Origin of the sequence: Streptomyces sp. SM18, from assembly GCF_002910775.2 — a bacterium.
Lineage (GTDB): Bacteria > Actinomycetota > Actinomycetes > Streptomycetales > Streptomycetaceae > Streptomyces > Streptomyces halstedii.
In genome coordinates, this window is sequence record NZ_CP029342.1 from 5,021,384 (window position 1) to 5,041,286 (window position 19,903).

At 71.3% G+C, this 19,903-nt stretch carries 17 protein-coding genes; 4 read left to right on the forward strand and 13 right to left on the reverse strand.

Translation table 11 applies throughout. The features are described from left to right. Positions 1–329: 329 nt before the first annotated feature. Positions 330–1,001 (reverse strand): endonuclease NucS, encoded by a 672-nt coding sequence (gene nucS, locus B9S64_RS22830; RefSeq protein ID WP_103489278.1) that lies wholly within the window; start codon positions 999–1,001, stop codon positions 330–332. 263 nt (positions 1,002–1,264) lie between these two features. Between nucS and B9S64_RS22835 the strand changes: the two genes are divergently transcribed. Beyond that, complete coding sequence (locus B9S64_RS22835; RefSeq protein ID WP_006127608.1) at positions 1,265–1,657, forward strand: SCO5389 family protein; 393 nt, start codon at positions 1,265–1,267, stop codon at positions 1,655–1,657. Positions 1,658–1,779: 122 nt separating this feature from the next. Here B9S64_RS22835 and B9S64_RS22840 read toward each other — a convergent pair whose 3' ends face one another. Then, complete coding sequence (locus B9S64_RS22840; RefSeq protein WP_103489259.1) at positions 1,780–2,811, reverse strand: LLM class flavin-dependent oxidoreductase; 1,032 nt, start codon at positions 2,809–2,811, stop codon at positions 1,780–1,782. A gap of 209 nt (positions 2,812–3,020) precedes the next feature. Here B9S64_RS22840 and B9S64_RS22845 point away from each other — a divergent pair, with 209 nt between their 5' ends. After that, positions 3,021–3,350 carry an ATP/GTP-binding protein gene (locus B9S64_RS22845; protein ID WP_103489260.1) on the forward strand — a complete coding sequence of 110 codons (330 nt, stop codon included), beginning with the start codon at positions 3,021–3,023 and terminating at the stop codon, positions 3,348–3,350. Positions 3,351–3,462: 112 nt separating this feature from the next. On the opposite strand, the gene B9S64_RS22850 is transcribed toward B9S64_RS22845, so the two are convergent. The 7 genes from B9S64_RS22850 to mce all read right to left on the reverse strand — a co-directional run bounded on the left by B9S64_RS22850 (position 3,463) and on the right by mce (position 13,125). Then, positions 3,463–4,302, reverse strand: coding sequence for an ABC transporter permease subunit (locus B9S64_RS22850; protein ID WP_103489261.1), 840 nt, complete (start codon positions 4,300–4,302; stop codon positions 3,463–3,465). Beyond that, positions 4,299–5,468 (reverse strand): ABC transporter ATP-binding protein, encoded by a 1,170-nt coding sequence (locus B9S64_RS22855; protein WP_103489262.1) that lies wholly within the window; start codon positions 5,466–5,468, stop codon positions 4,299–4,301. The genes B9S64_RS22850 and B9S64_RS22855 overlap by 4 nt, the downstream gene beginning before the upstream one ends. Before the next feature lie 132 nt (positions 5,469–5,600). Next, positions 5,601–6,380: an ABC transporter permease gene (locus tag B9S64_RS22860; RefSeq protein ID WP_103489279.1), complete on the reverse strand. Its 780-nt coding sequence runs from the start codon at positions 6,378–6,380 to the stop codon at positions 5,601–5,603. Positions 6,381–6,385: 5 nt separating this feature from the next. Then, on the reverse strand, positions 6,386–7,468 hold the full coding sequence (locus B9S64_RS22865; RefSeq protein WP_258037714.1) for an ABC transporter ATP-binding protein: 1,083 nt from the start codon (positions 7,466–7,468) through the stop codon (positions 6,386–6,388). 89 nt (positions 7,469–7,557) lie between these two features. Beyond that, positions 7,558–8,496: a cellulose-binding protein gene (locus B9S64_RS22870; protein ID WP_103489263.1), complete on the reverse strand. Its 939-nt coding sequence runs from the start codon at positions 8,494–8,496 to the stop codon at positions 7,558–7,560. A gap of 173 nt (positions 8,497–8,669) precedes the next feature. Beyond that, positions 8,670–12,455 carry a polarized growth protein Scy gene (scy, locus tag B9S64_RS22875; RefSeq protein WP_103489264.1) on the reverse strand — a complete coding sequence of 1,262 codons (3,786 nt, stop codon included), beginning with the start codon at positions 12,453–12,455 and terminating at the stop codon, positions 8,670–8,672. Positions 12,456–12,696: 241 nt separating this feature from the next. Further along, positions 12,697–13,125 (reverse strand): methylmalonyl-CoA epimerase, encoded by a 429-nt coding sequence (gene mce, locus B9S64_RS22880; protein ID WP_103489265.1) that lies wholly within the window; start codon positions 13,123–13,125, stop codon positions 12,697–12,699. Positions 13,126–13,259: 134 nt separating this feature from the next. Here mce and B9S64_RS22885 point away from each other — a divergent pair, with 134 nt between their 5' ends. Together B9S64_RS22885 and meaB are read left to right on the forward strand one after the other, a co-directional pair. Continuing rightward, positions 13,260–14,462: an acetyl-CoA C-acetyltransferase gene (locus B9S64_RS22885; RefSeq protein ID WP_103489266.1), complete on the forward strand. Its 1,203-nt coding sequence runs from the start codon at positions 13,260–13,262 to the stop codon at positions 14,460–14,462. A gap of 32 nt (positions 14,463–14,494) precedes the next feature. Then, the gene (gene meaB, locus B9S64_RS22890) at positions 14,495–15,466 is read left to right on the forward strand and encodes a methylmalonyl Co-A mutase-associated GTPase MeaB (protein WP_028438713.1); all 972 of its coding nucleotides are present in this window, start codon (positions 14,495–14,497) and stop codon (positions 15,464–15,466) included. 110 nt (positions 15,467–15,576) lie between these two features. Here the strand turns inward: meaB and B9S64_RS22895 are convergent, their stop codons facing one another. The 4 genes from B9S64_RS22895 to B9S64_RS35140 all read right to left on the reverse strand — a co-directional run bounded on the left by B9S64_RS22895 (position 15,577) and on the right by B9S64_RS35140 (position 19,757). Further along, on the reverse strand, positions 15,577–16,281 hold the full coding sequence (locus tag B9S64_RS22895) for a hypothetical protein (protein ID WP_103489267.1): 705 nt from the start codon (positions 16,279–16,281) through the stop codon (positions 15,577–15,579). Then, positions 16,274–16,717 (reverse strand): hypothetical protein, encoded by a 444-nt coding sequence (locus tag B9S64_RS22900; RefSeq protein ID WP_103489268.1) that lies wholly within the window; start codon positions 16,715–16,717, stop codon positions 16,274–16,276. The genes B9S64_RS22895 and B9S64_RS22900 overlap by 8 nt, the downstream gene beginning before the upstream one ends. Before the next feature lie 14 nt (positions 16,718–16,731). Then, on the reverse strand, positions 16,732–19,077 hold the full coding sequence (locus tag B9S64_RS22905) for a glycoside hydrolase domain-containing protein (RefSeq protein ID WP_103489269.1): 2,346 nt from the start codon (positions 19,075–19,077) through the stop codon (positions 16,732–16,734). Between the two features lie 116 nt (positions 19,078–19,193). Further along, positions 19,194–19,757 (reverse strand): hypothetical protein, encoded by a 564-nt coding sequence (locus B9S64_RS35140; protein ID WP_228869557.1) that lies wholly within the window; start codon positions 19,755–19,757, stop codon positions 19,194–19,196. Between the last annotated feature and the right edge of the window lie 146 nt (positions 19,758–19,903).

Genomic DNA, 19,903 nt, shown 5'->3' on the forward strand with positions numbered 1-19,903 from the left:
GGGGCTCCTGCCCGCACGAGGGCCTGTGGCCCCCGCCAGGGCCGTACCCCGGGCCCGCGTCAGCGGGGTTGCCCGCCCGCCCGCTTCCGGCGGCGTACCGCCCCGCCTGGGGATCGGGCAGGGGCATACGCGCAGGGCCCGGGGAGGCCCGTCGTGGACGCGGGGGGCCGGGGAGCCCACTCCGGCCGGAATGGACCGGAAAAGCACTCCGGCCGGAATGGACCGGAAAAGCACCCCGGCCGGAATGAACCGGGGAAGCCCACCCCGGCCGGAATCGACCGGGGAAGCCCACCCCGGCCGGAATCGACCGGGGAAGCCCGCCCCGGACGTCAGAACAGCCGCAGCTTGTCGTCCTCGATGCCGCGCATCGCGTCGTAGTCCAGGACCAGGCACCCGATCCCGCGGTCCGTCGCCAGCACACGGGCCTGCGGCTTGATCTCCTGGGCCGCGAACACGCCCCGCACCGGCGCCAGATGGGGATCGCGGTTCAGCAGCTCCAGATAGCGGGTCAGCTGCTCCACCCCGTCGATGTCGCCGCGCCGCTTCAGCTCGACGGCCACCGTCGCACCGTCCGCGTCCCGGCACAGGATGTCCACCGGACCGATCGCCGTGGGGTACTCGCGGCGGATCAGGGTGTAGCCCTCGCCGATCGTCTCGATGCGGTCGGCCAGCAGTTCCTGGAGGTGCGCCTCCACCCCGTCCTTGATGAGCCCCGGGTCCACGCCCAGCTCATGGGACGAGTCATGAAGGACTTCCTCCATGGTGATGATCAGTTTTTCGCCCGCCTTGTTCACCACGGTCCAGATGCCTTCGCCGGCGTCGGAGCCCTCCTTCAGGGTGCACGGCGGCGACATCCAGTTGAGCGGTTTGTACGCCCGGTCGTCGGCGTGGATGGAGACGCTGCCGTCCGCCTTCACCAGGATCAGGCGGGGCGCGGAGGGCAGATGGGCAGTGAGCCGGCCCGCGTAGTCGACGGAGCAACGGGCGATGACGAGACGCATGGTCGGCAACGCTACTCGACAACCGGCGGTCCACGCGATTTCCGCACCTCCCGTCCCGTACACCTCTTGACGGCCGCCGCTCTGGCTTGCCCCTTTTTGCGACCGTTCGTTATTGGCCGGTTGTGTTCCCAATCTCCTGGTGCGGCCCGGACTGCGCGCTTACCGTGGAAGCAGGAGGTCGCCGCCTGTGTACGCAGCGTCGCCGCCCTTCTGCCCTGCCCGTAAGGCCCCGGCCGTCCGTCGGGGTCGCGAGAGGAGAACCCATGTCGCTCGACGTCTCACCGGCCCTCTTGGAACAGGCCGAGCGAGGCGAGGTCGACGAAGCCGACTTCGTCGACTGCGTCCGGACCTCCCTGCCCTTTGCGTGGGAGATGATCAGCTCGCTGGTGGCCCAGCTGAAGGTGGACGGCGGAGAGTTCGCCGACAACCAGACGCCGCCGCCGGACGAGCAGGCACGTGGCCAGCTGCTGCGTGCGCTCGCGAGTGATGCCATACGCGGTGCCCTGCAGCGGCACTTCGGAGTGCGCCTGGCATTCCAGAACTGCCACCGCGTCGCGGTGTTCCCGCTGGACGCCTCGGTCGACGATCGGCTCGCCAAATTCACCTCGGTGAGGGGCCAGTTGCTCAACCAGTCGCCCGAACTACGGGACTGCTGAACACCTCTGCTGCCGCTTCGGGCCGCGGGAGGTGCAACTGGCTCCGGGGCGGCAGCTCCCGTACCACCGCACCACCAGGGCGACGCACACGATCACCAGGGCCGACACACCGCGCGGACGGATCAGCTCAGCAGGGGAAGCACGTCCGCGCCCAGCCGCCGCACGTTCTCCTCCGTCGCGGCGAGGTCGCCCGAACCCTCCACCAGGAGCGCGAAGCGGGTGATGCCCGTCCGCTCCGCCGTGGCCGCGAGCCGGTCGGCGGCGAGCCGGGGCGGGCCCACCGGATGCAAACTGCACAGATACTCCGTGTACGCGACCGGGTCGCGCATCACCCGGTGCCGGCCGTCGACCGTGACATGCGCGTCCAGGCCCTGCCGCAGCCAGCCCGGCATGGCCTTCACCAGGGTCTCCACGGCGTCCTCGGCACGGTCGGCCACCTGGGCCACCCCCGCGGACACATGTGCGACGCCTTCCACGACGTCCGCCGGCTGGCCCGCCTCACGGGCCGCCGACCGCCACAGAGCCGCCATGTCGGCCTTCTCCTCGTCGGCGCAGTGCATTCCGAGGAGCATCGGCAAACCCTTTTCAGCGGCGAGTTTCACGCTTTTTGGCGAGGTGCAGGCGACGACCACCTCGGGGCCCGGCGGACCGTCGCCGAGGAGCTCGTCGGCCCGGGGGACCACCGCCACCTCGCGGAAGCCGAACCGCTCCCCGCGCCCGGCGACCCGGGGGTGGCGCAGCCAGTCCAGCAGCAGCTCCAGCGACTCCGGGAACCCCTTCTCGTACGCGTCGAGGCCGCACTGGAACACCTCCAGGTCCACCCAGGGCCCACCGCGCCCTACCCCGAGGGTGAAGCGCCCGCCGCTGGTCAGGTGCAGCAGGGCCGCCTGCTCCCCGAGGGTGACCGGATGCTGGGTGGGCAGCACGCTCACCGCCGTGCCCACCCGGATTCTGCGGGTGCGGCCGAGCAGCAGCCCGGCCAGGGTCACCGCGGACGGGCACACCCCGTACGGCACGAAGTGGTGCTCGGCCAGCCAGACCGAGTCGAGACCGGACTCCTCCGCCACCTCCGCGGACCGGACGGCCCGGTGCAGGGCCTCGCCCTGTCCCTGGCCGGGAAACTGTGCTGCCAGTACGAACGTTCCCACGCGCATCGCCTGTTACCTCCTTGCGGCCGACGCGGCTCCCCCCTACCGGCAACAACGTCTGACACGTGCCAAAGGCACGGTCCACCGCGAAGTTGTTGCGATTTTCCGGTAACCCACACGTCACTGGCGTGGTCTGGAGTCACAGACGCACCGGAAGACGGCGTGGATGGCTCTAGGCTTGACGGACCTGCCCGTACCACCCTGTGAGGTGTTCCGTGTCCCCGCGCCGCAACCGCCCCCGAGGCGGCGAGAGTCCCAACGGCAACGCACACGAGGCGGCCGAGCGGTACGGCGGGGGCGGGCTCAGCGAGAGCTGGCAGGGCGAGGAGTGGTCGGTGCGGCCGGTGAGCGGGGCGAGCGCGGTGGGCAAGCGCTACCGCTGCCCCGGCTGCGACCAGGAGATCCCTTCCGGGATCCCGCACCTGGTCGCCTGGCCGGAGTACGGGGGCGTCGACGACCGCAGGCACTGGCACAAGGCCTGCTGGAACGCGAAGGACCGCCGCACCACGAAGGTGCAGCGGTCCAGGAACGCGCCGCGCTACTGAGAGCCGGCGCCCGGGGGAGCGCCATGCCACCGATGCGGCGCCCAGGAACACGCACACCGGCGAGCCGGCGCCCCCGGAACGCGCCGCGCCACGGAAGCGGCGCGAGGGCGCTTCAGACGTCCCGCCGGTCCAGCGAGACGAACGCCCCGCACAGCGCCACGGCGGTCACACCGGCGATGATGGCCACCGACTCCCAGCCGGACGGCCCCGGCAAGGTCATCGCCGTGTCGTACAGCGCGGCGAGCTGGCTCGGGATCGAGTACTCGAACAACGCCTGCCGCACCGAGGTGAGCGTCGGCGTGAACATGAACATCGCCATCACCAGCGGCAGCAGGACCACGGCGATCATGATCGTGATCGCCCCCGCCGAGTGCCGGACGATCGTGCCGAGAGCCAGCGACAGGAGCCCGAGCAAGGCGATGTAGAGCCCCACCCCGACGGTGACGCGCAGCCACTCGCCGCCGCTGGGGGACTCGGCGTCCAGGATCGCGGTCTGGAGCACCCCGACGACCCCGGCCGTCACGGTGGTGACCGTGAAGGAGAGCAGGAAGAAGACGATCGACTTCGCGATCAGTACCCGGCCCCGGCCGGGGCAGGCCGCCAGCGTCGTACGGATCAGCCCGGTGCTGTACTCGGAGGCCATGGTCAGCACGCCCAGGGTGATCACGCAGATCGAACCGAGCAGCACCCCGAAGAAGCCGAGGCTGAGCACCGGCTCGCCCCCCAGGTCGGACTCCGCGACGCGCAGGGTGACGGCGGTGAGCAGGCCGACCCCCAGGAGCAGCAGGACCATCACGCCCAGCGTCCACATCGTGGAGCGCACCGAGCGGATCTTCGTCCACTCCGCGGCGACGGCGTCACCGAGTCCGGGGGTCCGGACCGGGACCGCCGAGACGGGTTCCCCGGCCGGCGCGGGGTACGGGGGAGGCGGCGGGGTCGCCGGTGTCGTCATCGGGATTCCTCGCTCGTCTCACGGTCGGCCGGAGCCACGGACGCGGCCGGGGCCACGGAAGCCGCGGCCACAGGAGCGGCCGGTGCGACGGACGCGCCGGGGGCCGGGGCCTTGGACGGCTCCCGCCCCGGCGGGGGCGGGACGTACCAGTCCCGCTGCGGCGTCTCCGGTGGCTCCGGCACGTACTCCGCGAGGTCCGGCAGGGGCCCGTAGGCGGGCGGCGGGGGCTGGAGCCCCTCCTTGGCGTCCGCCGTCGAGCGGTAGTCCACGGCGCCCTGTGTCATGCGCATGTACGCCTCCTCCAGCGAGGCCTGGTGCGGCGAGAGCTCCCAGAGCCGGACGTCCGAGGCGTGGGCCAGCTCGCTGATCCGGGGCAGCGGCAGCTCGGTGACCCGCAGCGCCCCGTCGGGCTCGGGCATGACGCGCCCGCCCGCCTCGGTCAGCGCGGCCGTCAGCCTCTCCCGCTGCTCGGGCGGCTCGGAGGAGACCCGCACCCGGGCGAAGTCCGCGGAGTTGGCGGAGATGAAGTCCCGCACGCTCATGTCGGACAGCAACCGCCCGCGTCCGATCACGATCAGATGGTCGGCGGTGAGCGCCATCTCGCTCATCAGGTGGCTGGAGACGAAGACCGTGCGTCCCTCCGCGGCGAGCTGCCTCATGAGGTTGCGCACCCAGTGGATGCCCTCGGGGTCGAGACCGTTGACCGGCTCGTCGAAGAGCAGTACCCGGGGGTCCCCGAGCAGCGCCGCCGCGATGCCGAGCCGCTGGCCCATACCGAGCGAAAAGCCCTTGGAACGCTGCTTGGCGACCTCCCGCAGGCCGACGACGCCCAGCACCTCATCCACCCGGGCCGTCGGGATGCCGGCCAGCTGGGCCAGGCTCAGCAGGTGGTTACGGGCGCTCCGCCCGCCGTGCACCGCCTGGGCGTCGAGGAGCGCCCCCACCTGCCGCGGCGCGTTGGGAAGGCTGCGGAAGGGGTGGCCGCCGATCGTGACATGGCCGGAGGTCGGCCGGTCCAGGCCGAGCATCATCCGCATGGTGGTGGACTTGCCCGACCCGTTGGGCCCGAGGAAACCCGTGACGGCCCCCGGCCGCACCTGGAAGGAGAGGTTCTCCACGGCCGTCTTGGCGCCGTAGCGCTTGGTCAGGCCTACCGCTTCGATCATTCTCCCGCCCCTCGACGTGTGCCGTCGGGGCGCGACCCGGCCGCACGCCCCCTTCAGAGTTAGGAGGATAACCAGGGCGTGACGGTTCCGGCCAAGTCGCCGGGCGGGAGGAACCTCGTATACGGGACGGCCTCAGGCGTCCCGCTTCTTCAGTACGAGGTAGCCGCCGGCCAGGGCGGCGATCACCCAGAGCGCCATGATGCCCAGCCCGCCCCACGGTCCGTAGGGGGCCGGGTTGCTGTTCATCGCGTCGGGGACCACCTGCATGATCTTGGACCCGGCCTGGTCCGGGAAGTAACGGGCCACGGTCTTGGCGCCCGGCACCGCCGAAAGGATCCCGGAGACCAGGAAGAAGAACGGCATCAGGATGCCGAGCGACAGCATGGAGCTGCGCAGCATCGTGGCGACGCCCATGGAGAAGACCGCGATCAGCCCCATGTAGAGGCCGCCGCCGAAGACCGCGCGCAGCACGTTCTCGGAGCCGATGCCGGTGCTGTGGTCGCCCAGCAGCGCCTGGCTGAGGAAGAACGTCACGAAGCTGGTGGCGAGCCCGACCAGCAGGGCCAGCACCCCCGCCACCGCGATCTTGCTGAAGAGGAGGGAACCGCGCTGCGGCACGGCGGCCAGCGAGGTGCGGATCATGCCCGAGCTGTACTCCGTACCCACCACCAGGACGCCGAAGACGACCATGGCGAGCTGGCCCAGGACCATGCCGGAGAAGCCGACGTAGGTGGGGTCGAAGGTGGCGCGCTCGGCGGCGGGCAGGTCGTCGAACTGGCTGTTCAGCAGGGCGCTGAGCGCCGCGCCCATGGCGACCGTGACGACGAACGCGGCGATCAGCGTCCAGATGGTCGAGGAGACCGTACGGATCTTGGTCCATTCCGAGTTCAGGACCGCGGGTACCGCTGCCATCGTCTTCACGCCCCCTTCGTCGCGTCGCCGGAGCCGGAGCCCGTACCCGTGTCTGTGTCCGTACCTCTGTCCGTACCCGTACCCATACCCATACCCGTATCCGGGCCGGTGCCGGGGTCCGTCCCGGAGTTCCACGTGTCGCCCCAGTGCGGCCCCACGGGCGGCGGCTGGGCGCCGTCCTGCTCCGAGTGCGCGTGGTACTCCACGGTCCCCGCCGTCATCTGCATGAACGCGTCCTCCAGCGACGCCCGCTGGGAGCTGAGCTCGTGCAGCACGATCCGGTGCTCGGCGGCGAGCTCACCCACCCGCTCCGGCGCCCCGCCGTCGATCTCCAGCGTGCCGCCGACCGCATCGACGGCCACGATCCCCTCGGCGTGCAGCAGGTCCCGCAGCCGCTCCCGCTCGGGCGTACGCACCCGCACATAGCTGCGGGAATTCTCGTGGATGAAGTCCGCCATCGAGGTGTCGGCCAGCAGCCGGCCCTGGCCGATCACGACCAAATGATCGGCGGTCAGGGCCATTTCGCTCATCAGATGCGAGGAAACGAAGATCGTCCGGCCCTCCGCCGCGAGCGCCTTCATCAGATTGCGGATCCAGTGAATTCCCTCGGGGTCCAGACCGTTGACCGGCTCGTCGAACATGAGGATCTCGGGATCACCCAGCAGTGCCGCCGCGATTCCCAGCCGCTGGCCCATGCCGAGGGAGAAACCCTTCGACTTCTTCCTCGCCACCGCGCTCAGGCCGACGGTGTCGAGCACATGGGAGACCCGGCTCGCCGGGATGCGATTGCTCTGGGCCAGGCACAGCAGGTTGTTGTACGCGCTGCGCCCCCCGTGCATCGACTTCGCGTCGAGCAGCGCCCCGATGTGGGTGAGGGGCTCCTGGAGATCGCGGTAGCGCCTGCCGTCGATCCGCACCGAACCGCTGGTCGGGTTGTCCAGGTCCAGCATCATGCGCATGGTGGTGGACTTGCCCGCGCCGTTGGGTCCCAGAAAACCCGTCACCATCCCGGGTCTGACCCGGAATGACAGATGGTCCACGGCAAGCTTGTTGCCGAAGCGTTTCGTGAGGCCGTCCAGCTCGATCATGCGTTCACGCTAGAACGGCCACGCGCCCGGCGCCACCACAAAGGCGGAACCGGGCGCGTGAAACGGCGCATACGGCCGGGGTACGGGCGTCAGCGGGTCTGCTGGGCCGGGACCCCACGGCTCGCGGACTCGTCCTCGACCGGGGAGCCGGCGGCGGCCACCGCGGCACCCGTCAGCGTCGCCAGCATCTCGCGGACGTTGGTCAGCTGGGCGTTGATCGAGTCGCGGCGGTTGGTGAGCGCCGCCAGCTCGCGCTCCGACTCGCTGCGGATCCGGTCGGCCTTGGCGTTCGCGTCGGCCACGATGTCCTCGGCCTGGCGCTGCGCGGTCTCCACCGTCTGGCGGGCGCGGCGCTCGGCGTCCGTACGCAGCTTCTCGGCCTCCAGGCGGAGCTGCTCGGCGCGGTGCTCGATCTCGGCCAGACGCTTCTCGGCCTTGGCCTGACGGGACGCGAGGTCGCGCTCCGACTGGTCGCGGCGCTTGGCGAGGTTCGTCTCGAAGTCCGCGGCGGCCTGGGCGGCCTTGGCGCGGGTCTCCTCGAAGAGGGCGTCCGCCTCCTCACGCTTCTGCTGCGCGTCCTTCTGCGCCTCGGTACGCAGCGCACCGGCCTCGCCCTTGGCCTTCTCGACGATGCGGACGCCCTCGTCCTCCGCCTTCGACTTGCGGTCGGCGGCGAACGACTCGGCGTCGTTGCGCACCTGCTGGGCGGCCGACTCGGCCAGCTCGCGGTGCTGCTCGGCCGCGCGGCGGGCCTCCTCACGCAGGTCCTTCGCCTCTTCCTCGGCGAGGCGGAGGATCTTCTCGACGCGCGCGCCGAGCCCGGCGTACGACGGCTCGGCGTCGTTGACCTGGGCCTGGGCGTTCTGCGTCTCGAGGTGGAGTTCCTCGATGCGCTTTTCCAGAGAGGTGATGCGTGCGAGGGCGCTGTCACGGTCGGCGACGAGTTTGGTAATGCGGTCGTCCACCTGACCGCGGTCGTATCCACGTCGCACGAGCTCGAAGCCGAAGGGGGAGGAAGGGTCGCTCATGGGGTTCCTGTCGAATGAGACCGGTGAGGTGTTAGAGGGAATCCTAGGGGTCTGGGCGGCGTGTCAGCGTGAAGATGCCGCTTTGATATGGAGAATGACACCCCTTTTGAGTGGCTGACCCTCGGAGCGCTTGCCACCGAGGATTGAATGTTCATGCCGAATCGGCAGACCGGCTACCCGTCCGAGGACTTGCCCCCCGACCGGGTGCCAGCGGCCGCGCCGGCCTTGACCCCCGTACCGCCGGTCTGCCCCTTGCCGACCGGTGACTCGAAGGACTCCAGCGCCTCCAGCACGTCCTGGACACGGGAGATCTCCGTGTTGATGTCCTCCCGCCTGCGCACCAGCAGATCCAGCTCGCGGCGCCCCTCGTCGACGATCTTCTTCGCCTCCGCCTCGGCGTCCGCGCGCAGTTTCTCGGCCACGCGGGTCAGTTCGGCCTTCTTGGTCTCGGCCTCCTTGAGGAGCGACTCGGCACGCTTCACGGCGGCGATCCGGACCTTGCTCGCCTCCGAATTGGCGTCCGCCAGCAGCTCCTTGGCCTTCGACTCGGCCTCGTCGCGCTGCTCGGTCGCCGCCTTCATCAGCTTGTCGACGCGCTCACCGGCGGTCTTCATCTGCTCGGACGTCTCCCGGCGGGCCCGCTCGTGCAGCTCCTCGATCTCACTTTCGAGGCGGGTCCGCAGCTCCTCCGCGCGCTCCCGGGTGGCGGTGGCGTCCCGGCGGGCGCCGACGAGCAGCTCGTCCGCGTCCGTTCGCGCCCGCTCCACCAGGGCGTTGCCCTCGACGGTCGCCTCCGAGGTGATGCGCACCGCCTCGTTGCGCGCGGCGCCGACCATCGTGTCGGCCTGCTTCTCGGCCTCGGTGGCGGCGCGCAGCGCCTCCTCCTGGGCCTTGGCCACGAGCTGGTCGGCCTGTTCGGCGGCGTCGGTACGGCGCTTCGCCGCGGCCTCCCGCGCCTCGTCCAGCATCCGGTCCGCCTCCTGGCGGGCCTCGGAACGCATCTGCTCGGCCGCGGACTCCGCGTCGGCGCGCAGCCGCTCCGACTCCTCGCGGGTGCGGGCCGCGTGCTCCTGGGCCGAACCCACGGTCTGAGCCGCCTCCGCGCGCAGCCGCTCGGCCTCCTCGGCCGCCTCGGCGCCGACCCGCTCGGCCTGCTCGCCGGCCTCGGCGCGCATCCGCTCGCTCTCGCTCGTCGCCTCGCCGACCAGCCGGTCCGCCTGGGCGGCCGCCTCGGAGCGGATCCGGTTGGCGTCCTCCCGCGCCTCCGCACGGGCCCGCGAGGCGTCCCGCTCGGCGGACGCGAGGGCGTCGGAGGCCTCGGTGCGGACGCGCTGGCTGTACTCCGAGGCGTCCGAGCGCAGCTTCTCCGACTCGGTGATCGCCTCCGACACCGTCCGCTCGGCCAGGGACTTCGCGGCCTCCGACTCGTCCCGCGCGACCTGCCGGACCCGGTTGGCGTCCTCGGACGCCCGCTCCCGCTCGGCGTGCGCGTCGGCGCGGACCCGGTCCGCCTCCTCCTCGGCCTCGGTCTTCGTGCGCTCCGCCGCGTGCTCGGCGGCGGACCGCAGCCCGGCGATCTCCTCCTCGGCCTGCTCCTGGAGCCCGGAGACCGCGTCCCGGACCTGCTGCGCGGTCTGCTCGGCCGCGGAGACCAGCTCCGTGGCGCGGCCCTCCGCCTCCTCGACCAGCCGCTGGGCCTCGGCCTGCGCCTCACCGACCCGCTTGCGGGCGGAGGCCAGCAGCTCCTCGCTCTGCTCGCGGGCCCGCTCGCGCTCCTGCTCCGCCTCGGTACGCGCGGCGGTGAGGGTCTCCTCGGCCTCGCGGCGACGCCGGTTGGCCTCCTCCTGGGCGGCGGCGAGCGCCTCCGCGGCCTCCGTGCCGACCCGCTCGGCGGCGGCCGCCGCCTCGGACCGCACCCGGTCGGCGCTCTCCTGCGCCTCCGTCCTGAGCCGCTCCGCCTCGGTGGCGGCCTCGGTACGCAGCCGTACGGCCACCGACTCGCCCTCGGCACGGGACTGCGCGGCGTCCGCCGCGGCCTCCGTACGCAGCCGCTCGACCTCGGCCTCGGCCTGCTCCTGAAGGGTGCGCACCCGCTCGGCCGCCTCGCCGCGCAGCCGCTCGGACTCCTCGGCGGTCTCCCGGCGGATCCGCTCCGCCTCGGTGCGCGCCTCGCCCAGCGCCTCCTCGGCGGCGGTGACCCGGGTCTCCGCCTCGGTGCGCAGCCGCGTCAGCTCCTCCGCGGCCTCGGCCGTGCGCGCCTGAACGGCCCGCTCGGTCTCCTCACGGAGGGTCTCGGCCGCCGCCTCCGCGGCCGCGGCCACCGCGGCGGCCTGCTCCTCGGCGTCGGCGCGCAGCTTCTCCGCCTCGGCGCGGCTGCGTTCCAGCGCCTCCTCGGCCTGCTTGCGCACCGCCGCGGCGCGCTCGGCGGCCTCGGCCCTGACCTTCTCGCTCTCCGCGCCCGCGGAGGTCCGCAGCTCCTCGGCGTCCGCCTTCGCCTTGGTCAGCAGCTCCTCGGCGGTGCGGGCACCTTCCTCCAGCTGCTGTACGGCCTCGCGGCGGGCCTCGCCGCGGATCCGCTCGCCCTCGGCGACCGCCTCGGAGCGCAACTGCTCGGCCTCGCCGCGCAGTCGGCGCGCCTCCTCCTGGAGCTCGACCGTCTTGGCCCGGTACTCCTTGGTGTCGTCCTTGGCCGCGCCCTTGAGCTGGTCGGCCTGCTCGGCTGCCTCGCCGCGCAGCCGGTCGGCCTCGGCCTCCGCCTCGCGGCGGATCCGGTCGGCCTCGTCGGCGGCCGCCTTGGTGGTGGACCGGGCGTCCTCGGAGGCCTTGGTCAGGACCTCCTCGGCGCTGCGGGCGGCCTTGGCGAGCTGGGCCGCCGCGTCCTCGGCGGCGACCGTACGGGCCTTCTCCGCCGCCTCGGTGACGAGCCGTTCGGCCTTGGCGCGGGCGTCGGAGAGCGCCCGCTCGGCCTCCTCCTTGAGCGCCTCGGCCTGCTCGGTGGCCTCGCCGACCAGCCGGGCGATCTCGGACTTGGCCGTACGGGTGCGCTGCTCGTTCTGCGACTCGGCGCCGGCCAGCCGCTTGACCGCGGCCTCCTTCGCCTCGGCGACGACCTTCTCGGCCTCCAGCCGGGCTTCCCGCAGCCGGGTCTCGGCCTCCTGCGTGCGCTGCTCGGCGGCCCGGTTCAGCTCGGTGGTGCGCTGACGCGCCTGGTCCGACTCGGCGGCGGCGGTGGAGCGCAGCCGCTCGGCGTGACCGGTGGCCTCCTGGGCCTGGGTGGAGGCCGCGTCCAGCATCCGCTCGGCGTCCCGGCGGGCGCGCAGCAGGGTGCTCTCCGCCTCCGCGCGGGCCGTCTCCGCCTCGGAGTTGAGGCGCTGCCGGGTCTCGTCGGCGAGCCGGGCCGCCTCGGCGCGCGCCGCGGCCAGCGACTGCTCCGCCTCGGTACGGGAGTCGTCCAGCAGCCGGCGGGCCTGGGACTCGGTCCGGGCGCGCAACTGCTCGGCCCAGGCGACGTTCTCGTTGACGTGGGACTCGACGGTCTGCCGCCGCTCGGCGAGTTCCTGGTCGAGCTGCTGGCGCCGCTGCACCGCCTCGGCGTGCAACTCGGCCTGGAGACGGGCCTGGTGCTCGGCGTGCTCCTGGAGGATCCGCTGCGTCTGGGCCCTGGCCTCGCGCAGCTCGCGCTCGGCGTCGGTGCGCATCTGGTCGGCCTGGACCTGCGCGTTGCGCAGCGTCTGCTCGGCCTGGTAGCCGAGGTCCGCGCTGTCGTGCGCCGGACGGTTGGCGAGATTACGCCGCGCCTCGTGCAGCTTGGCACGCAGGACCTCGACCTGGTAGCCGAGGTCCTCGGCGTGCTGGACGGCCTTCTCCCGGTCGGTCTTCAGCCGGTCCATCTCGGCTTCGAACCGCGAGAGATGGTCGTCGTCAGCTCGGTGGATCTGCTGGCTTTCGTAGCCCCGCACTGCGCGGTCCCATCCTTCCCCGAGCTCTCGACTTCTTCCCCAGGCCCTCAACTTCGTTCGAGCAGGGGATGCCCCACTGAGCAGGGGAGACCCCAACCCTGGTCGCACACTCCGTACGAGCACCGTTCGCCGGCGAACGGTCCCCCGGAGAATGGTGACAGATCAACAGCGGGGACGCGGCACGGCCCCGACCCGGCCCCGGCCCGGAACCGCCCACTCTACCGGGCCGGGAATCCTCAGGTCAGTGCTCGGCCCGGGACGTGACCAGTTCCGTGAGCACCCCGTGACAGTCCTTGGGATGCAGGAAGGTGATCCGGGACCCCATGGAACCGGTCCTGGGCTCGTCGTACAGCACCCGTACGCCCTTGTCGCGGACGGCCGCCGCGTCCTGGTCCACGTCCTCCGTCCCGAACGCGATGTGGTGGACACCCTCGCCGTTCTTCGCCAGCCACTTGCCGACCGCCGAGTCCTCCCGGGTCGGCTCCAGCAACTGGAGGTACGAGGCCCCGCCGTCCGAGGTGCCGTTGATCCTCAGCATGGCCTCCCGCACGCCCTGCTCCTCGTTGACCTCGGAGTGGTACACCTCGAAGCCGTAGGTCGCGCGGTAGAACTCCACCGTCCTGTCGAGGTCGAAACAGGCGATTCCGATGTGGTCGATTCGCGTCAGCATGGAACCAGTGCAGCGCTCCGGGGGTGGTTACGCAACGTGCGCGCGATCACACCCACAGCCGGATGACGGGCGCGGTACCGCTCAGTACATTCGAGTAAACCCTCGTTCACTTCTCACCCTAGGGGCTGTGCCTCATGTCAGGAACGACCGGTACCACCTCAGTGATCGTCGCGGGCGCGCGCACCCCCATGGGCCGCCTCCTCGGTTCGCTGAAGAGCTTCTCCGGCGCCGACCTCGGCGGCGTCGCGATCAAGGCCGCCCTGGACCGCGCGGGCATCGGCGGTGACCAGGTCCAGTACGTGATCATGGGCCAGGTGCTCCAGGCCGGGGCGGGTCAGATGCCGGCGCGCCAGGCCGCCGTCAAGGCCGGCATCCCGATGAACGTCCCCGCGCTCACCGTCAACAAGGTCTGTCTCTCCGGCCTCGACGCCATCGCGCTCGCCGACCAGCTGATCCGCGCGGGCGAGTTCGACATCGTGGTGGCCGGCGGCCAGGAGTCGATGACCAACGCCCCGCACCTGCTGCCGAAGTCCCGCGAGGGCCACAAGTACGGCGCGATCGAGATGCTCGACTCCATGGCCCACGACGGCCTGACCGACGCCTACGAGAACATCCCGATGGGCGAGTCCACCGAGAAGCACAACACCCGCCTCGGACTGGACCGCGCCGCCCAGGACGAGATCGGCGCCCTGTCCCACCAGCGGGCCGCCGCCGCGCAGAAGAACGGCGTCTTCGAGGCCGAGATCACCCCGGTCGAGATCCCGCAGCGCAAGGGCGACCCGGTCCTCTTCTCGAAGGACGAGGGCATCCGCCCCGAGACGACCACCGAGTCCCTCGGCAAGCTGCGCCCCGCCTTCTCCAAGGACGGCACGATCACCGCGGGCACCTCCTCGCAGATCTCCGACGGCGCCGCGGCCGTGGTCGTGATGAGCAAGGCCAGGGCCGAGGCGCTGGGCCTGGACTGGATCGCCGAGATCGGCGCCCACGGCAACGTGGCCGGACCGGACAACTCGCTCCAGTCGCAGCCGTCCAACGCCATCCGGCACGCCCTGGAGAAGGAGGGCATCGGCGTCGAGGACCTCGACCTCATCGAGATCAACGAGGCCTTCGCGGCCGTCGCCGTCCAGTCGATGAAGGACCTCGGCGTCACGTCTGAGAAGGTCAACGTCAACGGCGGCGCGATCGCGCTCGGCCACCCGATCGGCATGTCCGGCGCCCGTGTGGTGCTGCACCTGGCGCTGGAGCTGAAGCGCCGGGGCGGCGGCACCGGGGCGGCGGCGCTGTGCGGCGGCGGCGGACAGGGCGACGCGCTGATCATCCGGGTAGCGGGCAAGTAGCGGACCCGAACGAACGAGCGAGGAGACCGAGCGTGAACGTGGACGTCCCGACCCTGGTCGAACAGGCACGCCAGGGCAGGCCGCGTGCGGTGGCCCGGCTCATCTCCCTGGTGGAGGGGGCCTCACCCCAGCTGCGCGAGGTGATGGCGGCCCTGGCGCCGCTCGCGGGCCACGCGTACGTCGTGGGGCTGACCGGTTCCCCGGGCGTCGGCAAGTCCACCTCCACCTCGGCCCTGGTCTCCGCGTACCGCAAGGCCGGCCGACGGGTCGGGGTCCTGGCCGTCGACCCGTCGTCGCCGTTCTCCGGCGGCGCGCTCCTCGGCGACCGGGTCCGGATGTCGGAGCACGCCTCCGACCCGGGCGTCTACATCCGCTCGATGGCCACCCGTGGCCACCTCGGCGGCCTCGCCTGGGCGGCGCCGCAGGCGATCCGGGTGCTGGACGCGGCCGGCTGCGACGTGGTCCTGGTGGAGACGGTGGGGGTCGGCCAGTCGGAGGTGGAGATCGCCTCCCAGGCGGACACCTCGGTGGTGCTCCTCGCCCCGGGCATGGGCGACGGCATCCAGGCGGCCAAGGCCGGGATCCTGGAGATCGGTGACGTGTACGTGGTGAACAAGGCCGACCGGGACGGCGCCGACGCCACCGCCCGCGAGCTGAACCACATGCTGGGCCTGGGCGAGGCCCGCGCCCCCGGCGACTGGCGGCCGCCGATCGTGAAGACGGTCGCCGCCCGGGGCGAGGGCGTCGACGAGGTCGTCGAGGCGCTGGAGAAGCACCGGGCGTGGATGGAGGAGCACGGCGTCCTGGCCGAGCGGCGCACCGCCCGCGCGGCCCGGGAGGTCGAGACGATCGCGGTGACCGCGCTCCGCGAGAAGATCGCCGATCTGCACGGCGACCGGCGCCTGGGCGCGCTCGCCGAACGCATCACGGCGGGAAGCCTCGACCCGTACGCGGCGGCCGACGAACTGGTGGCCGGACTCACCGGGCACCCGGCCGGGGACTGACGGCCCCCGGGCGGCGTGCGGGCCGCCCGGGGACCTGGGGCGTGTTCCGAAAGTCCCGCCTGCCCGCCCTCAGGGCGGACGGCGCTCCTTTCGGAACACGCCCTGGTGCCTCAGCGTTCGGCGCGGGCCTTGCGGGCCCGGGACACACGGGCCGGCTGGAAGGCGTCGATGGCTCCCGCGCCCCGGCCGGGGTGTTCCTCCCAGCCGTTGATCTTCGCGACGAGCTTCTTCAGGCGTGAGTCGTGCGGGGGGACGTCGATCTGGAAGTGGGACTGCTTGACCGGGTCCGTCTCACCGCCCCAGGCGACGACGCCCTGGCAGTCGGCGAGGATGTCCTCGACGACGGTGACCTCCGGGCCGCTCATCCCGTTGCCGGCCGGGGCGCCCAGCGGGTACGCGACCTGTCTGACGGTCAGGGCGGTTCCGGACAGCTGGTTGCTCTCCAGATCGGCCCGTACGTTCCGGTCGGTGAGGTGGCCGGTCACGTCCTCCGGGGTGAGCATGTCGATCTCGTAGCAGTAGCGGCGCAGCACGTACAGCAGGACGGTGGCGGCGTCGCCTTCGGCGAGGCGGACCGTCAGCCGGGCCGCGCCCTCGACCCGGTGGGCGGGGGCGCTGTCGAGGACGGGCCAGCCGTTGGCGCTGTTCCGGGCCGTCCAAGGGGTGGTCCCGGCGGCAGGGGACGCGGCAGGGAATGCGGCCGGGGGCGAGGCGACGGCCGTACCGGGGGTCCACAGGACGCTTCCCGCGGCGATGACGCTTCCGGCGGTGAGGACGTGGCGCCGGGTCGGCCGGGAGATGTCGGTGTCAGACATGAGCCTTCTTCCTTCTTCGGGTGACGTTGCGCGCTCCGAGGCAGACGGCTGTGCAGAGGCAGACGGCGGTGAGAAGCAGGAGGACGACGATCAGGGGGTTGATCCACGCGGGAACGAGGTCCACGGTGGCGTCGCAGCGCGCGTGCAGCGGGAAGACCTTCTGCGACTCCTCGTAGTGGTGTGCGTTCCAGGCGTCGTCGAGGGGGACGCCGGCCTTGCGCTCGCAGGCCTCCCTGAGGTCCAGTCCGGCCCGGGAGAGGCCGAGGACCCACGCGGTGGCGGCGTTGAGGAACGCGACGACGCCGAGCGCGGCCATCGTCGACGGCCGTGGGAGCCCGGGTCCGCGCCGTCTGCGCGCCAGCCACACCGCCACGGCCGCGCACACGACGGCCGTGGGAATCCAGAACTGGACTGCCCCGATGAACGAAATCCCCATGAACTACTTCTTCGCTACTCTGCGCCGACTCGGGCGAGGACGGCGTCCGTGAACCCCTGGACGAAGCTGTCCAGCTTGTCCGATCCGCCGGGCATGTTGATCAGGACCCCTGGATAGAGCGCTCCGTCGAGGGTGATGAAGTACCCCCGCGCGAGATCGAAGATCGGGTCCTCCTGGGTGAGGTCGTTCCACGCCGCCAGCTTGCAGTTCTCCGCCGTGCCCCAGCGCTGCTGGAAGTAGTCGGTGAACCGGCGCAGGGCGCTTCCGCCGTTGCCGTAGCGCTCGCGTACGGCGGTGGCGATGTCCTTCCCGCCGCGCACCGCGCGGGCGAGGAGATAGCCGTCCGCGTCCTCGACGAGGTCGGTGAAGCCGAAGGACGAGGAGACTCCCGGCTTGGCGAGCTTGGCCTCGCAGAAGGCCTTGCCCGAGGCGTACTTCTCCTCGGAGTTGCGCCAGTCCGTGTAGAACGTCATGAGGTCGCCGCCCCAGCCGGTGATGTCACCCACGTTGGCGCTCTTCGGGTTGCCCGGCTGGTCGATGACGAAGTGGCCGTCGGCGGTGGCCAGCATGTGCTCGGCGCCGATCCGGTACCCGGTCACGGGATCGGTGAACTCCGGCAGGACGGCGAAGCCCTTCTCCCGCGCGTAGGTGACGAATCCGTGGTCGTAGTCCCCGATCAGGGCCTGCCACTGCACGCCGCCGTAGGTCTTGTGCCGCATGAACTCCATGACGAGCTTGGACGCGTCCCGGTCGGAGCCCTTCGACGCCTTGTAGGTCACCGCCGCGTCGTACAGACCCGCCACCAGGGCGATGAAGTCGGACGCGGGGGACGCGTCGATGTTGAGCGAGGACGTCGCGGGGTCGGAGTCCGGCCGCCAGGCGTCGCTGTCCAGGTCGATGGGCGCGCTGCCGCTGATCTGGATGCCGGAGGTCTCCTTGATCTGGTTGAACGACCAGTTCGCGGGCAGCGGGAATCCGAGGTTGCCGGAGAAGCCCCAGGACATGCCGGAGACGAAGGAGTAGCGGGCGTACGTCTTGTTGGTGATGTTGACGCACACGTTCCGCGAACCGTAGACGCCGTGGACGTACTTCTTGCCCTGGCCGGCGAGACCGGAGGCGACACCGTGGAAGTACGGGACGATGTACTCGTCGATCTCCTCCTGGGTGGCGTCGTAGTCGACGGCGAAGTAGATGGTCGTGCCCCGGTTGAAGCCGAACCCCTCGGCCTGTTCGTGTGCCTTCAGGGCGTGCTGGTAACCGGTCGGGTAGTCGTAGTCGGAGGCGTCCCGGCCGTGGATCTGGAAGATCGGGAAGACCCGCAGGTCGTTGGAGAGGATGGTCTCCAGCTCACCGGGCTGGATCTGCTTCTCGTAGCTGGGGTCCGGGTGGTAGAGGTAGCGGCCCACGACGCGGAAGCCGTTGGCGTGGAGCCACTTGGCGCGCGCGTCGCTGATGACGAAGCGGGTGTCCGACCCGGTCACCTTCCGGTCGGGGTCCCCCATGGAGACCAGGAGCTGGGCCCAGGTGGTGTAGTCGCCCTTGCCGGACTGGGGGATGTAGGAGAACTCCTGGAAGAGCTTGACGAATTCGGTGGTCTTGGAGTCGTAGGAGGACTTGAACGTGGTCCGGACCCCGTTGCCGATCGGTACGGGCTCGTTGAAGACGCAGGCGGCGGTGAAGAGGCTCACCTTGGTGCCGGAGTCGCCCTCGCCGAGGGTGGCGGTCCTGAGGGCCGCCTGGGTGGCCGGCCCGAAGTTGCCGTTGGGTTCGGCGATGCCCAGCTCGTACTGGAGGGCGACCATCAGGGACTTCTGGACGTCGCGCGAGTAGATGCCGTCGCAGGGGCCGATGCTGTAGGCGCTCTTCGTCCAGTAGTTCTGGTTGAGCCACTGCTGGATGCCACGGATCTTGTCGGTGCCGCCGGCGACGACGACGTAGGCGTCCATGTTGAGGAGCGCCTTGGCGATCTTGGCGTTGATGACACCCGCGCCGTTGATGCCCATGTTGCCGCGCAGCTTCTCGACGGCGTCGCGGGTGACTCCGGTGAACCAGCCCTCGCTCTCGGGCTCGACGGCCCAGTACCCCTTGCACCACAGGCCGAACTGGAGGATGGCGACGATGTCGCGGTTGGTGTCCCACTCGAAGCCGATGTCGCCGAGCGCGTCGAACCTGGCGTAGGTGGTCGCACCGAACGACGCCACGACCGGGCTGATGCCGAGTTCGTGCTGGAGCGCCATGATGAGGGAGTTCATGGTCCCCCATCCGGTCTGGCCGTTCTCCGGGCAGGCGACGTAGCCGGTCACGCCGCCGTAGTGGGAGTTCACCCACTTCTGGGCCCTGAGAACCTGTTCGTCTGCCACAACTGATTCCTTTCGTGTGAACCACTCGGGGACGAGCCCCGCCGCCGTTCCCGGCGGCGGGTGGTGCCGTGCCCGTGCCCCGGGGTACGGGCACGGCACGGCACCTGGGGAGACCGTCAGTTGCAGGCGCCGACCTGGAGGTAGTTGTCGACGACGGCCTTGCCGCCGACCTCCATGTAGGAGTACGCCTGGCCGCAGTAGCCGCGGTTCTGGTACACGGGACCGGCGTAGGACCCGAAGGTGCCGAAGTCCTGGGTGTCGGGGGTGGCGGTGTAGTTGTCCTTGAGGCGGACGCCCATGTAGTGGGCGGTGCCGGTGTCGTTGAAGAACACCGCGCAGATCGGCTTGTCGTAGTACGAACTGCCGGTCGTGGTGCCGTTGGTCCAGGTGTAGGCGGTGCCGTAGGTGCCGTAGCGGGCGGCCCCGGTGGAGATGGTGTAGCCGGCCCCGCAGACGTTCGCGGCGGCGGCGGCGACCTCGACGCGTGACTCGACCAGGGACCGTCCCTCGGCGGCCGCCTCGATCCTCAGGCCCTTCCCGCCCGCGAGTTCGACGGTCTTCGGTGCGGCCTGCGGCCCCGGCTCGTCGCGTGGGGCGGCGCTGGCACCGGTGGCGGTGACGGCGGCGAGTCCCAGGGCGAGCGCGGTGACGAGACAGCGTGTGACGGTGCGAGTGTGCACGGACGTTCCCTTCGATGCGTGTGGCGTGCTCATGTCGGACCGGCGCAGGTGCGCGACCTCAGTCCGATCATGGCCGCTGCTCGTGGGGCGCCGAGGCGGGAAGGCCGTTTTTCACCTGGTGGAGGAGGGAGCCGGCCGGTCCTCGT